Genomic DNA, 14718 nt, shown 5'->3' with positions numbered 1-14718 from the left:
CATGTTCTAATATTACCTACTGCAGGGCGTTATGCATAGCCCCTCTCCGTCATCTTCGGCCTGAAGCAGGACGATACCCGGACGGGTGCGGAACGGAGCGGTCCGGTCGTTGCCGAAGAAGGTTGACCACAGCTTGCCTTCCCGGTCGGTGAACATCGTGCCGTGCCCGCCGTGTGGAACCGCCAAGCGTCTCGGCGTATACGGACCGTACACGTGGTCGGAGACGGCGTACATAAGATCGTACGTGCCGTCTACGCGCGTATCGCCGTTCCATTCCGCAGCCCCCAGAATATACTTGCCTTGATGCTTGACAATGAAAGCTCCTTCATACCCGACGCGCTGTCCGTCCGAGCATAGCAGCTTGCAGGGGTCTTCCGCGAAGCCCGTCATATCTGTCTTCATCCGGGCGATTTTACCGTCCTGCCAGACGAAATACACCTGGCCGTCCTCATCTTGGAATAGACTGGAATCAATATCCGTATTCGTCATCCGGCCCATATCGAGATAAGGTCCTTCCGGCTTGCCGGATGCGCTCTTGATTAATCCGGTCCCCCCGCCCTTCAGCGAATATGTGATCCAGAACGTGCCGTACAAATAGATCATCTCCGGTGCCCATAGGCACGGGTCTTCATAAATGTTGTTCTCCCAGGTGCCGTTCTCGGCCAAGTCCCATACTTTGGCCACATGCCGCCACTCCTGCATATCGGCAGAGTTCCACACATGAAGCTGATTGTTGCGGTCCCAGAAATTGCTGTACGGCTTATCGGAGGTCCCGGTCATATAATACGTCCCGTCGGGTCCGACGCTGATATGCGGGTCGCGAATCGGGAAGCCGGCGACCGGCTTCAGGCTGCCCACGGCCCCTTTCTCCAGCACGGCTTCCTCATCCGGACGGATGAAGCCCGGTTCCGTCACGGACATCGGAACGATGGAGGGGTAGTGCTCGACAGGCGAATAGCTGCCGCACCCGGTGAAAGAAGCATACAGCCGGTCATCCGGGCCGTCAAACAAGCTGATCTGCCCGCCGTGCGGCAGCGCCAAATACCGGCGGCTGTAGGGGCCATAGATCGACCGGCTTACCGCTGCGAACGTATCGACGGCATCGCTGCCCATTCGAGCGAGCCGGTCCGCACAGAACAGATAATAGTACCCGTCCCGTTTGTACAAACAAGCCCCGTGCGAGCCCGCTTGCCATTGATTCGTGAAGGATGGCCGGTCCTCACGTCCCGGTACTTTCCAAGGCTGCACTTCGGCCGTAATCGGACTCTCCGCAAGGCCGGTCAGATCGTCCTTCATGCGGGCGATTCGGCCATTGCCGTAAACCCAGTAGACGGCCCCGTCTTCATCCTCGAACAGCGAGGCGTCCCGGCCGTCCGCCGTCATCCTTCCCATATCCCGGTAAGGGCCATGAACGGAGCCGGATTCGCTCCGCAGCAAGCCCGTCCCTCCTTCGGTTAACCCGTAAGCGACCCAGAACGTGCCATGCAAATAGCGGATTTCCGGCGCACGAACGCCCTGCCCGCTCCCCTTCTCCTGCTGCCATGTTCCCTCGGCTTCCATGCGCCAGACCGTTTCCGGTCCCGTCCATGCCTTCAAATCCGGGGAAGTCCATATTTGCAGGCTGGTGCCTTGTGTCGTTCCGGTCAAATAGTACGTTCCGTCAGGTCCCTTGCAGATACTCGCGTCTTCCAGCGGGACCGGCATAATCGGGCGGATGACGACGGCCGTGTCCGAATAGCCCGTGCATGCGGACCATTCCGTTTCGGGATGCGGAGGTTTGATGAGAAAGTCGCTCTTCACAAGTAGCGCCTCCTAGTGTGTGTTTTTAAGAATAGTATAACGCGCGTTAGGCTTACGCTTAATAGAGAAACCGGAAGAACAGGTGAGGAATATGGACATCTCCTTCACTCCAAAGCCGTTTTTGTCAATTGTTGTCCTACTTCTTCGCGCCATGCTACAATATAATGACAAGAAATGACAAGCATCGGGATCGACTTATAGAGGGAGCTGCGGACGATGTCGAATACCCCGGGGAAACAAGGGCCTATCTACCATCTGCCTCCTTTTGGAGAGCCGCCACCGTTAAGCGTACAATTCATTGGCGTCAATTACTGTGAACCTCATTACCGGAACGTTCGAACGCTGGCCAGAATTACCGTGATCGGTTATGTGCTTGCCGGCCAAGGCCGTGTACAAGCCGGTCCCTTGTCAGGCATTGCCCGGCGCGGGGATATTTTCATCCTGCCGGCAGGCTGCAGACACGAAGTGACCGCAGACCCGGATCATTCCGACACATGGAGTTACATCTGGTTAAACATAAGCGGCTCGTGGATCTTGAACATGCTGGAGGCTTATAAACTGCTTGATCATATCACGGTACAGGACAGCGGTCTTGAGCCTGTCTTTCAAGATGCTATCGAAAGCGCTAAGACCCTAACGATTGAAGACATGCAAAGTTATATTCAAATCGTCCTGATGCGTATCGTCGTCTCCCTGTCGGAATCGCTTCGCGGAAGAGGAGACACGCTTACCCCTACGGTTCGCGCGATTAAACAATTTCTGGACAATCATATTCTTCATCCGTTCGACTCCGGTAAGCTCGCGGACCATATCGGCCTTTCCTACAAACAGATGAACCGGTTGTTCAAACAAGAAGCCGGTACGACGCTATACAATTATGTTATCAACAAAAAGATTGAATCCGCCAAACTGATGCTGCTGGACACGCAGCTGACCGTCAGCGATATCGGGTATAAGCTGGGATATGACGATCCGCACTATTTCTCCAACTTATTCCATTCCAAAGCTGGCGTAAGACCGAGTGAATTCCGCAAGCTGCTTGGCCGAACGGAGTAATACCGTTCCATCACTTTCAGACGGAGCTTCCCTATGAACGTACAATTGGATTTGACAACGATGCTGATTGCGCTTGTGATCGGGCACCTCTTCACGGTGATGTTCATAGCCGCTTATCTGCGCGGGCAGAAGAACGATACGACCGTTCAACTCTTCATCACGGCCAAATGCGCCCAAGCCGCAGCTTGGTTCGTTCTGATGCTGCGCGGTGGCATGACCGACCCGTTGACGGTCTCTTCGGTGAACTCGCTGCTATTCATCGGGTACGCCTTCGAAGCCGTTTCCATCGTCCATTGCCGGCAGGCACTCAGCCGTTTAACGAAGTTCCTGTACATCGCACTGGTTGCCGTGAATATCGCCGGATTCCATATGATCCTTCTCTTCTTCAACAGTGAGAGATTACGGATTATTTTTGCTTCCGCAGGAATAGCGGCGCTGATAGTCCTGCCCGCATACCGGCTGCTTCGCGGGCGAACGGGTTCCAATCTCGCGAAGATCATGGGCTATTTCTATACGCTGGTTATCGTTACGCTTCTGGGCAGGATCGCTTTGGCCCTTCTTTTCAACAATCCGCTAAGCTTATTCAGCCACGGCGCCAATCAGACCGTGATGCTGCTTGCCCAATATTTGATCATGATTTCGGGGAATACGGGTTTCGTACTATTAATGAAGGAACGAACAGACCGTGAGCTGTACATACTGGCCCATTATGACGATTTGACCGGCGCCATGAACCGCAGAGCGTTTATTTCACGCGCCAAGATGTGCTTAACGGCTCATGCCAGGGTCAAGGAACCGGTCAGCCTGCTGCTGTTCGATATCGACCAGTTCAAACATATTAACGATTCGTTCGGCCACGATGCGGGCGATCGCGTCCTGGTCGACCTTTCCTCGCAAGTGAAACGGCATATGGGTACGGACGATCTGTTTGCCCGGTACGGCGGGGATGAGTTTGCCATTTTACTTCCAGGCACGGATGAAATGGCATCCACACAGCGCTCGGAACGCATTCGGCAAGCGGTGGAGGAGTCCGTCGCGATGTCCGCTAACATCCCCTATACGATCAGCATCGGCGTCTTGACGGTTATACCGGACCGCGATACGACATTTGAAGCGCTATACAGCACTTGCGATCAAGCGCTATACCAAGCCAAAGCGCTGGGACGGAATGCCGTATCCCGAGCCTTACCCGCCGAATAACGCCTGGTTATGACTTCTTAGAGCGTATCTCTTGGGCGATAAGCTGCGTGATCTCCGCCAAGCCGCTCGAGCCAAGGTCGCCTTCGCCACGCTTTCTGACGGACACCGCTGCGGAGCGTTTCTCGTTCTCGCCCAGCACGAACATATAAGGGACTTTCTCAAGCTGGGCCTCGCGAATTTTGTATCCCAGCTTCTCGTTCCGCACATCGGCTTCAACGCGAATGCCAGCCTCCTCCAAGCTGTACTTCACTTGCAAAGCGTAGTCGGCATAGTTCTCCGATACCGGCAATAGTTTGACTTGGACCGGCGCCAGCCAGAGCGGGAAGGCCCCGGCAAAATGCTCCGTCAATATCCCGATAAACCGCTCGATAGAACCATATACCGCGCGATGGATGACGACAGGACGATGCTTCTGGCTGTCTTCGCCGATATAGGAGAGATCGAATTTCTCAGGCATCTGGAAATCGAGTTGGATCGTTCCGCACTGCCAGCTTCTCTTCAACGCATCCAGAATATGGAAATCGATCTTAGGCCCATAAAACGCTCCGTCGCCTTCATTCACCTGATAAGGAATTCCGAGCTTCTCCAGTACGTTCTGCAGCGATTGTTCCGCCTGCGTCCACAATTGTTCGGAGCCCATGGAATCTTCCGGCCGGGTAGACAGCTCGACCTTGTACGAGAACCCGAGTACTTGATACACGTGATCGATAAGCGAAATAACACGACCGATCTCTTCCTCGATTTGTTCAGGCTGTACGAACAGGTGCGCATCGTCCTGACAAAATGTCCGAACCCTCATCATGCCGTTCAAGGCTCCCGAGAACTCATGGCGGTGTACTTGACCGAATTCACAAATGCGCAGGGGCAGATCCCGGTAGGAGCGCAAGCTGTTCTTGAAGACGAGCATATGTCCCGGGCAGTTCATCGGTTTGAGCGCATACTTCGTATCGTCTACGTTCGTGAAGTACATGTTGTCTTTGTAATGATCCCAATGTCCGGACTGCTCCCATACCCGGTTATTCATCATCAGCGGCGTGCGCACCTCTGCATAGTCCCGCTGCCGCTGCAGCTCACGGGCAAAGTTCTCGAGCTCGTTGCGAATCGTCATCCCTTTGGGAAGAAAGAAGGGCATCCCCGGCGCTTCTTCCGAGAACATGAACAGCTCAAGCTCTTTGCCAAGCTTGCGGTGATCGCGCTTCTTGGCTTCCTCCAGGACGTGGAGATGCTCTTCGAGCTGGGCCTTCTTCGGGAATGATGTCCCATAAATGCGCTGCAGCATTGGATTGCTGGAATCTCCGCGCCAATAGGCGCCCGCCACGCTCATCAGCTTGAACGCCTTGACCAGGCCTGTCGAAGGAAGGTGAGGTCCCCGGCACAGGTCCGTGAATTCGCCTTGGTCGTACATCGTAATGACGGCATCTTCCGGCAATCCTTGAATGAGCTCCAGTTTAAGCGGCTCTTCAAGCTCCCCGAATGCCTGGACCGCTTCCGCCCGGCTGACCACTCTGCGGATGACCGGCAGATTCTCGCCGATAATGTTCGCCATCTCTTGTTCGATGGCTGACAGATCTTCGCTGGACAGCGGTTTCTCCAGATCCACATCGTAATAAAATCCGTCCTCGATGACAGGTCCGATCCCGAGCTTAACGGACTTCCCGCCATATAGGCGTTTGAGGGCTTGCGCCAAGATGTGAGCCGTGCTGTGTCTATAAATATCCAAGCCGTCTTTGCTGTCCAGGGTAACAATTTCAATAAGGCTATCGTGCTCAATCGGTTGGTTCAGATCAACGAGCTTGCCGTTTATCTTGCCTGCCGCCGCATTTTTCTTCAAGCCCGTGCTGATCGACGCCGCCACTTGTTCAATGGTCGTGCCTTGCGCATACCTCCTATTTGTTCCATCCGGCAATGTTACTTTGATCTCCATGATTTAGCCTCCATTCCTCATTCGTTATTGTTTCGTTGAACGCAAAAAAACGCATCTCTCCCTAGAAGGGACGAGTGCGTTCGGCTCGTGGTTCCACCCTAATTCGACCAGGCTCTTCCGCTCGGCTGTACGCCAAATACTGAAGATGCAAGGTCCTTGTTGGTATCCGGTATCGGGGATAAACCGGTGCCGCTTACTGCCGCCAACATCGGTTGGCTGGGTTGGGCGCCACGGCTGCAAAGGGGTAATTTCACAACCGGTAACTGGAGAAGCTTTCAGCTGGAACTTCTCTCTCTGGACAGTTCGTGAAGGAAATCATGTCTTTGGTCATTGCCTGTTATGAGTTTCAACTTTTCTTGGAACAATCATACATAAGGACATTTCGAAAAGTCAAGCCCCAAATAAAAGCCCGCCGGTTAAGCAATGAAGCGGGCTTCTCTCACAGGCCGGCCTTACGCCTCAAAATGATACTTTTTCTTGGCGAACCGGCCGATCGCGTTCACGATTCCGTACAAGACAATGGAGAGGAGCGCCAGCATCGCAATGCTCACCATGACCATGTTCATCTGGAATACCTGGCCGCCATAAATAATTAAATAGCCAAGCCCTGCCTTCGATGAGAGGAATTCTCCCATGATCACGCCCACTAACGTTAGCCCTACGTTAACCTTCAACGTGGCCAGCAGATTAGGAATGCTCGCCGGCAGGAGCACCATCCGCAGCATTTGCGCCTTCGACGCGCCGAAGGACTCCATTAATTTCAGCTTCGTTTTGCTAATTTCCTTAAACCCGCTTTCGACCATCATGATCGTGACGATCACCGAGATCGCCATCGCCATGCCATAAATCGAGTATCGGTCTCCCAGCCAAATATAAAAGATCGGACCGAGCGCAACCTTAGGCAGCGCGTTTAAGACGACCACATAAGGCTCCAGCACCTTCGACGCGAAAGTGGACCACCAGAAGAGAACGGCAACGAAAGTGCCGATCAACATCGATACGGCGATTCCGATCAAGGTTTCCAGCGCCGTCGTCCAAGTATGCTTGAACAGATCGCCATGGAAGGCGAGCTCTTGGAATGAGCTGACGATTTGCGAAGGCTTGGAGGTCAGCATCGCGTCCACCCATTTCCAATTGGCGGCCAGCTCCCATAACCCGAGGAACAGCACCAGGACAAGCAGTTGGGACAGGCGAACGGTCCACAGCTTGCGCTTCTGAACCCGCAAATAGTCGGCATACTGCGCAGATACCGCCTTCTCCGGGACTAAGGTGATCCCTTGCTCTTTTAATGGCTCCGAACTGATGCTAGGCTCTCTAACCGGCATGAACGACATGACCTTCCAGCTCCCTCCAAATGTGATTAAAGTAATCGTTATACCCGGCGGCTTCCCGTTTGTTCCACGGTGTCAACTGCGCGCCTTGCCCCAAATCAATGTCATAAATGGCAGAGATCGTGCTCGGCCGTTTGGACATCACCATAACCCGGTCGCCCATGCTGATCGCTTCGGATATATCGTGCGTAACCAGCACAGCCGTCTTGCCCTGGTCTTTAATAATGCTATGAATTTCATCCGCCAGCGTAATGCGCGTCTGGTAATCGAGGGCGGAGAACGGTTCATCCAGCAGCAGAATATCCGGCTCCGTCACGAGCGTCCGGATGAGCGCGACCCTCTGGCGCATCCCGCCGGACAGCTGGGCCGGACTATGATGGGCAAAGCCGCCCAAGCCGTAACGGTCCATCAGCTCCAGCGCTTTGCGCTTCGCCTTCCCCAGATCCATCTTGCGAATCTCGGCGCCAACCAACAGGTTGCTCAAAATATCGCGCCATTCGAACAAATGGTCATGCTGCAGCATATACCCCACCTTGGGGGAGGTGCCTGTCACCTCCTGCCCGTCAATGAGCACCTTGCCTTTCGTCGGTTGATACATCCCCGAGATGAGCGAGAGCATCGTGCTCTTGCCGCAGCCGCTCGGCCCGACGATACTGATGAATTGACCCGCTTCGATGGCGATATTGATCCGGCGAATCGCCTCAGTCTCCTGTTTGAGCGTGAAATAGCTTAAGCAAACATCCTTGAGCTCGATTTGGGCCATCGTTATTCCGCCTTTCCGATCTTGTTCACGAAGGTCATATCCACAACGGCATTGATATCAGCCACTCGATCGGCCGGCTTCAGTACGCCATTGTCAATCAGCACCTGCTGCAGCGCAGCAAACTGCTGGGCGTTCAATTCAGGAACGGCAGGCCAAGTATCCTGTTTCAGATAGCGGTCGACGGATTGAATCAGAATATCTTTCGGCGTCCCCTCGAAATAAGGCGTCAACGCGCCCGCAATCTCATCCGGAGAGGCGGTTTGCATCCACTCTCTGCCTTTGGCCACGGCATTCACGAATTTCTGGATCACGGCAGGGTTTTTCTTGATGTAATCGGAGGTTGCGACATAGGACGTCTCCGGGAATGCGCCGAATTCCTGACCGACGGAAGCGACATAATGCGCTTTGCCTTCCTTCACCAGACTGGAGGCAATCGGCTCGAAGACTTGGATGAAATCTCCTTTGCCGCTGGTGAAAGCGCCGGCCATCGCGGTCGAAGCGATATTCGTGATCACGTCCGTCTGGGCCACTTTCTCCTGCGTCAGCTTCGTGTTCAACACCATTTGCGGCGCACTGCCCGGCCTCCAGCCGATAACCGACTTGCCGGCCAGATCGCTCCACTTGAAATTAGCAACCGGATTGCGCGAGAGCAGGAAGGAACCGTCTCTCATGGTGAGCTGATGAAAGATTTTGAGCGTTTTGTCCCCCTTCTGGTTATAGATGTAGATGGCTGTTTCCGGTCCGACCAGCGAAATGTCGGCGACACCGGCGATGAGTGCCGCAGCTCCTTTATCCGAGCCCTGCGCCGTGTTCATATCGACGTTCAACCCCATCTCTCGGAAGAAGCCCTTCTCCATCGCAATGTAATGGGGCGCATAGAAGACGGAACGGATCACTTCGGAGAACTTGACCGTTTGCAGCGCCTCGGGCTTCTTGTCTGCAGCCCCGGTTGATGCAGCCGGCGAAGTGGCTGCCTGGCCGCACCCGGCGGCAAGCGTAACTAACATGGCGGAGAGCACAAGCGAAGCGGTTTTCCTCATTGTCAACATGGTCGATCATCCTTTCAGGTTGATTAAAGTATTTGAGCAGCCTGGGGCTGTTTAAACACCAAATGCGATTCGGCCATTTCCTTGCCATATTGAACCATGCCCGAATGTCCGACATCCTTCAGCGGAACAGCGGTTATTCGCTCTCTGAGCAAGAACACCTCGACGCCCGGAAGCAGCATTTCCAGCGCATAAGCAAGCGGAAGGCCATTCTCCATCAGTTCAACGGAATGCGAATTGCCGACGATGAAATTGAGTCCCCGCTGTTTGGCCAGCCGGACGAAGTCATGATCCTCTCTCACCCTGGAGATGCTGGCGATAATCGTATCGGTTTCGGGATACATCTGCAGAGCCGTTTCCAAATTGTGCATCGTAAATCCAGTGTGCGGGAAGAAGTGCAGCACATGTTCGACGGGACTATCCGCCGTGCCGCTGAGCAGCCGCGCCGGATTGGCGAGCGTCGCTTCCTGCAGGCTCATCTCTCCGCGAATGCCCCGCTCCGCCTCGAGAATATCATGATCGATGTCTCTGCCCATGAGCCGGTCGATGCGGGCTAAAATATCGCCGGCCGTGCGGATCTCTTCCAGAGCGATCCCTTTATGTAGGACGTTGCCGGGGACGCCGCCGAAGGCGATGTCCGTTTTCAATTTGCGGTGGCCGTGCAGGAAGGTCATGCCGGGATGGAGCCCGTGGAACGCTTCATGCATTTCGATCAGCGCCAAATTGTACAGAGGCAGGTAATCCGAGAAAGGCACGCCTCCCGAGCTTGCAGCGTCGGCAACGGGATGATGCACGACGATCAAGTCAAGCTCCATGGCGGAGGCCAGCTCTATCACCGATTCCGTCAGCGTCATGCCGACGCCGATCTTCTTCACGGCCTTTTGCTTATCGCCGAATATAAGGCCGGGAATTTCGATCACGCTTTTGCCCGGAATGTTCGAAGTTTTCATCACGACATACGGATTCGTTCCCGAAGTGATTTCATTCCAATCCATCACCATCCTGCCTCTGGAAATGTGATTCAGCGCCTCAAGGACGGCTCCTACATCGGCTTGCGGTGGTATCCTCTTCATCTCTCGCCCTTCCTTTCTCCTGCTGTTTTGGCCTGCTTGGCCTAACGGGTCCAACAACAAATAACCGCTACTATGCGCATACGGAATCCATGAAGAAATCCGATAGTGTCAATAGTAGCGGTTGTAAAGCTCTCCAGGATTCCGGAGTTCCTTAGCACCTGCTAGAGGTTAAATGAGTGAAGTCAAGCACTATGGCATCCCGTCTCTTGTTTGCACAAGGATTCGATCCGTAACGCTCTCCCTCTTTGTAAAACGCTTCCATAGCCATCATATCATAGATTTGCCAAAAATGCTTGACTAATTGCATATTGTATACAAAAATTTATGACAACTTCTATGTCATCTAAAATAACATGAATCTAGCGTATTGGTCAACAAAAATATAAAAATTTCAATTAGTTTTTTGAATTCATGTGATATTACATAACACAAATATCACTCCAGCGGCTCTTTAAGCACAATCACTGTTCCTGAGAATTCCGTCTCGGGATCGTAATCCTTCAGGACCAGCTTGACCTCAAGTCCGAGCTTACTCTCGATCTGTTGCTTGAGCATGCGCTTATTAGCTTCCATAAGCAGAATGTCCACACTGGCGGTCAGACTCCGGTTCGATGCATCCAGTACTTTCAAAGCAGGTATACGCTTATGCGTGGCAAAAATAAACACTTTGTCTCCGGATATTTCTATCTTCTGCGACTTGATGCCGGTTCCGAAAATTTCCTGATTGATCGAATTATAAATCTTAATGAATTCCTGTTTTAATTCACCGGTCGAGTATGCCTGCTTCATCCAGCCGCCCCCCTGCCTTTTTTATTACTCATTATAGCATAGGAACCGATAGATTAATGCTCGTTTACATCAACCGGCGATCGGCAGATGAATACTGATGGTTGTCCCTTTACCTTCCCTGCTTGAAATTCGAACCGTTCCGCCGTGAGATTCAATAATTTTCATGGTCGCCATCATGCCGAGCCCCGTTCCGTTTTCTTTGGTCGTGTAAAAGGGAGAGCCGATCTTGGCGATCGCCTCTTCCGGAATTCCTTTGCCTTGGTCCATCACTTGAACCAGGATGGTATCCGGATTCGGTCGCGCGGCTGCAATCCGGATTTCCCCGCCATCCGGCATGGCCTCCATCGCATTCTTAATCAGATTAATGAAGACTTGTTTCAGTTGGGCCGCAACGCAAGCGACAGCGGGCAAATCGTCGACATCGACAGCCTTAATTTCAATACGATTAATCAAAGCTTGGGAGCTAAGGAGCATGACGACGTCATGAATGATTTTGCCCACCTGCTCGCTTTTGAACTCCTGAGCTTGCGGCTTCGCAAGGAATAGCAGCTCATTCGTAATGATTTCAATCCGCGTTAGCTCGTCCGTCATAATGTTGAAATATTCCGGATTCACACCCCGCACATTCTTCTCGATCAGCTGGATAAACCCTTTGAGCGAAGTAAGCGGATTCCTGATTTCATGCGCAATGGAAGCGGCCAGCTGCCCGACCGCCGTCAATTTCTCCGATTCGAGCAGCAGCTGCTCATTCTTGTTCTCCTTGGTAATGTTTCGCGCAACCCCGTACACCCCTACGGTTTCACCGTTCATGATGATGGGCATATTGGTGACTTTCACATCGATAACTTTCCCGTTCTTATGTATCGCTTTCGTTTCATAATGCTGGGTAATTCCTTTGACCGCTTGGGTAAACCGCTTTATCGTCAGTTCTAATTCCTCGGGCTGAATCAATGGGATGAACGACATGTTCAAATATTCACTTTCCCTGTATCCCAGCAATTGCTCCATAGCCGGATTCACGCTGAGGTAGTACCCATCGAGATCAAACGAGAAAACAGCTTCGGGATTATATTTAAAAAGCGACTCATAGTGGAGCTCCTGCTGCAGCCTCGCTCCCTTCTTGCGTGTTATATCTTGGAAAATGACGGTTAGCCCGTCAGGCGATGGATACGCTCTCACTTCAAACCAAGACGCGAGCGGCGGATAATACGCCTCGAACTCCACCTTCTCTTGTTCGCGCATCGCTTTATGATACTGTTCATAGAATGGCAGATGCACCGCTTCCGGAAATTCATTCCACATGCATTTGCCCACTAGCTCCACTTGCTCGCGGAACAAGACCCTTGCCGCTTCCTTATTGATATAGGTGAATTCCCAAAGGCTGTTTACCGCAAAGAAAGCATCGGTGATTCGATCTATCATTCCGTTCATTTCAGGATAATCCGTCATCTTAACCTCCACGCTCCTCGTCTCGCGAAAAGTAACACAGCAAATTAAAAAAGCCTAAATAAAAGCTGCTTCTGCAGCTTGTATTCAGGCTTATGCCCAGCACTGTCTCTGGTTCATTACCGCCAAATTATGGACTTGGATTCAGAATGAACACGATGACGCTTTTATCCAGATGAAAGTCCCAATCGACAAACACATCGATAACTCTCGTATGTAAAATCGGTTCGAAATGGCCGTTGTTATGCAGATAGCTTTTCTCCAGACTGCGTTTCGCAAGCCGAAGACTCTCTTCATGGCCGATTCGAATCAATTCTTTCTCAATGCTAATCAGGATCCCGTTGCGAATGACGACGAGCGTTCTGTCATTAAGCTTGCAGGAATATAACTCTTCCGGCCTCTTCTCAACCTGATGACTCAGACTGTCAATTTCCTGGTGAAGCTCCTCCTTGCCTGTATACCCTTCAAGTAATTCGGGATGCTCCTTACCCTCGTCCGCTTCAATCCCTACCATGATCCCGGAATGATTATGCAAGCCCCAATCGTAATAAAACTCCTGAATGTTCATGCCCGCAATGACAAGCAAATAAGCTTTAAATTCAGGAATTAACGATTTGACCAGCAGGTCTCTCGTATGTTGAATTGCAGCGATTTGGTCCTGTTGAAGGAGCACTTTCTCTGTCGGGGATAAAAAGTTACGCAAATAGATGACGACAAAAGGGCGGTTGATACTGACGAATATGGATTGCGGCCCTTTGCCGAAAGCTTCTCTTAACAATCTGCCTACATGGCTGGCTAGCTCGTTCTGAATCCGTTTCTCATCGGTTTCCAAGATTTATTCATCCTCGATTTAGGCAAAAGCATCGTATCTCTCGCCCACATTAATATTAGTTTCTTTTCTCTCATAAGACAACCTTTAACTGCACATTTCAGTAAGTACATCTACCATTCTGTCCATAGTTTGTAAAAATAAGCTTTTAAATGAAAAAGCAGCTCAACGCGGCTTGAATATACATCCCTATGGTGCATTTGGCGTTAAAATAAACACAATGATACCTTTATCCAGATGGAGATTCCAATCCGCAAACACGTCTGTCAGGTCGGATTTCAAAATTTTCGCGAATTGCTTGTTGTTGCGTAAATATCTTTTGGCGAGATTGCGCTCCGCCAGCTTCAAGACTTCTTCAAATCCGAGCCGAATCATTTCTTTCCCAATGTTAACCAGAATTCCGTTCCGGATCACGAGAAGTGTTCGTTCATTGATCATACAGGAATAGATGTCGTTCGGCTTCTTCTGAATCAGATGAGAGACTCGTTCGATTTCATCGTGCAGTTCTTCCTTACCTGCGTAGGCCTCTCCCGGGCTGCGGACCAGCGTATCGCCCTCGTTCTCAATCCCGACGATAACACCGGAATGGTTGTGCAGGCCCCAATCATAGTAAACTTCTTGAATGTTCATACCAGCGAGCAGCAGCAAGTACGCCTTGATCTCAGGAATTAACGATTTCATCACCAAGTCCCTCGTATGCTGAATAGCTGCAACCTGCTCTTGCTGAAGCAATATTTTCTCGGTCGGCGACAAAAAATTTCGCAAGTATATGACAATAAACGGCCGTCTGATGCTAACAAAAATCGATTGCGGTCCTTTCCCGAAAGCGTCTCTCAGCAGCCTGCCGATCTGGCTTGCGATTTCGATTTGAGATTGTTTTTCCTTATTATCCAAAAAATCCATCCTCGATCTTGATAATGAATGTCAAGTAAAACTAGTCGAGCTTTCCTTTCTTCGCAGCTAAAAAAGCCTAAATAAAAGTTGAACATTCCAACTTTTATTCAGGCTTATGTCCAGCGAATTATTCTGGTTCATTAATGCCGTATGAGTTTACCGTTACTACCGTTACATGATACACCGTGCAACACGATATAGATAAAAGCATTATTTCTTTTACCCTACTACGTATTGTAATAATTTTTGCCGATTATCACAACTGCAAATTTTCCCAAGCTTCTTCCTTACCGCTATGTAGCCAACCCTTCGGCAGCCCTCGCCGCTTACCGATATCCTTTGCTGCCTAGCTCCTCACAGGCAAGTCCTCTTACTGGTAAGTCCTCTCACAGGCAAGTCCTCTTACTGGTAAGTCCTCTCACAGGCAAGTCCCGCTCATCGGCAAGTCACCTCACCGGCACGCCCTCTCCCGGCAGGCGGCAGCCCTAGCCCCGACGCATGCGTAACTGGAATTTCTCCCTTTATTTCAGGGTAAAGGGCCTCCTATCGGCGTTACAACGGGAATTT

General features: G+C 51.7%; 13 protein-coding genes. 3 read left to right on the top strand and 10 right to left on the bottom strand.

What is annotated here, in order from left to right; genetic code table 11:
• Positions 1 to 12: 12 nt before the first annotated feature.
• Entirely contained in the window at positions 13 to 1800 is a 1788-nt protein-coding gene (locus J2X61_RS12045; protein ID WP_310188002.1) for a family 43 glycosylhydrolase, read from the bottom strand.
• Positions 1801 to 2016: 216 nt separating this feature from the next.
• On the opposite strand from J2X61_RS12045, the gene J2X61_RS12040 reads away from it, so the two are divergent.
• Both J2X61_RS12040 and J2X61_RS12035 read left to right on the top strand, forming a co-directional pair.
• A complete protein-coding gene (locus tag J2X61_RS12040) occupies positions 2017 to 2856 on the top strand; it encodes an AraC family transcriptional regulator (RefSeq protein WP_274469859.1) in 840 nt (279 codons plus the stop codon).
• A 33-nt stretch (positions 2857 to 2889) separates the two neighbouring features.
• Positions 2890 to 4056: a GGDEF domain-containing protein gene (locus J2X61_RS12035; protein WP_310188000.1), complete on the top strand. Its 1167-nt coding sequence runs from the start codon at positions 2890 to 2892 to the stop codon at positions 4054 to 4056.
• Positions 4057 to 4063: 7 nt separating this feature from the next.
• Here the strand turns inward: J2X61_RS12035 and thrS are convergent, their stop codons facing one another.
• Positions 4064 to 5980, bottom strand: coding sequence for a threonine--tRNA ligase (gene thrS, locus J2X61_RS12030; RefSeq protein ID WP_310187998.1), 1917 nt, complete (start codon positions 5978 to 5980; stop codon positions 4064 to 4066).
• Positions 5981 to 6136: 156 nt separating this feature from the next.
• Here thrS and J2X61_RS12025 point away from each other — a divergent pair, with 156 nt between their 5' ends.
• Positions 6137 to 6289, top strand: a complete 153-nt coding sequence (locus tag J2X61_RS12025) for a hypothetical protein (RefSeq protein ID WP_274469862.1) — start codon at positions 6137 to 6139, stop codon at positions 6287 to 6289.
• A 143-nt stretch (positions 6290 to 6432) separates the two neighbouring features.
• Here the strand turns inward: J2X61_RS12025 and J2X61_RS12020 are convergent, their stop codons facing one another.
• The 8 genes from J2X61_RS12020 to J2X61_RS11985 form a co-directional block, all read right to left on the bottom strand.
• Entirely contained in the window at positions 6433 to 7314 is an 882-nt protein-coding gene (locus tag J2X61_RS12020; RefSeq protein ID WP_274469863.1) for an ABC transporter permease, read from the bottom strand.
• On the bottom strand, positions 7295 to 8074 hold the full coding sequence (locus J2X61_RS12015; protein WP_274469864.1) for an ABC transporter ATP-binding protein: 780 nt from the start codon (positions 8072 to 8074) through the stop codon (positions 7295 to 7297). Before J2X61_RS12015 ends, J2X61_RS12020 begins: the two co-directional genes overlap by 20 nt.
• A 2-nt stretch (positions 8075 to 8076) precedes the next feature.
• The gene (locus J2X61_RS12010; RefSeq protein ID WP_310187995.1) at positions 8077 to 9123 is read right to left on the bottom strand and encodes an ABC transporter substrate-binding protein; all 1047 of its coding nucleotides are present in this window, start codon (positions 9121 to 9123) and stop codon (positions 8077 to 8079) included.
• Positions 9124 to 9146: 23 nt separating this feature from the next.
• A complete protein-coding gene (locus J2X61_RS12005) occupies positions 9147 to 10193 on the bottom strand; it encodes a Nif3-like dinuclear metal center hexameric protein (protein ID WP_274469866.1) in 1047 nt (348 codons plus the stop codon).
• A 435-nt stretch (positions 10194 to 10628) separates the two neighbouring features.
• Positions 10629 to 10982: a Na-translocating system protein MpsC family protein gene (locus tag J2X61_RS12000; protein ID WP_274469867.1), complete on the bottom strand. Its 354-nt coding sequence runs from the start codon at positions 10980 to 10982 to the stop codon at positions 10629 to 10631.
• Between the two features lie 69 nt (positions 10983 to 11051).
• Complete coding sequence (locus J2X61_RS11995; protein WP_274469868.1) at positions 11052 to 12431, bottom strand: PAS domain-containing sensor histidine kinase; 1380 nt, start codon at positions 12429 to 12431, stop codon at positions 11052 to 11054.
• A gap of 127 nt (positions 12432 to 12558) precedes the next feature.
• On the bottom strand, positions 12559 to 13260 hold the full coding sequence (locus J2X61_RS11990) for a Na-translocating system protein MpsC family protein (RefSeq protein WP_274469869.1): 702 nt from the start codon (positions 13258 to 13260) through the stop codon (positions 12559 to 12561).
• 186 nt (positions 13261 to 13446) lie between these two features.
• Positions 13447 to 14151: a Na-translocating system protein MpsC family protein gene (locus J2X61_RS11985; RefSeq protein WP_274469870.1), complete on the bottom strand. Its 705-nt coding sequence runs from the start codon at positions 14149 to 14151 to the stop codon at positions 13447 to 13449.
• Between the last annotated feature and the right edge of the window lie 567 nt (positions 14152 to 14718).

The sequence above is a fragment of the Bacillus sp. 3255 genome (assembly GCF_031456485.1).
GTDB lineage: Bacteria > Bacillota > Bacilli > Paenibacillales > NBRC-103111 > Paenibacillus_E.
Note: the sequence above shows the minus strand (reverse complement) of the source record. Positions and strands in the feature narration are given on the sequence as shown.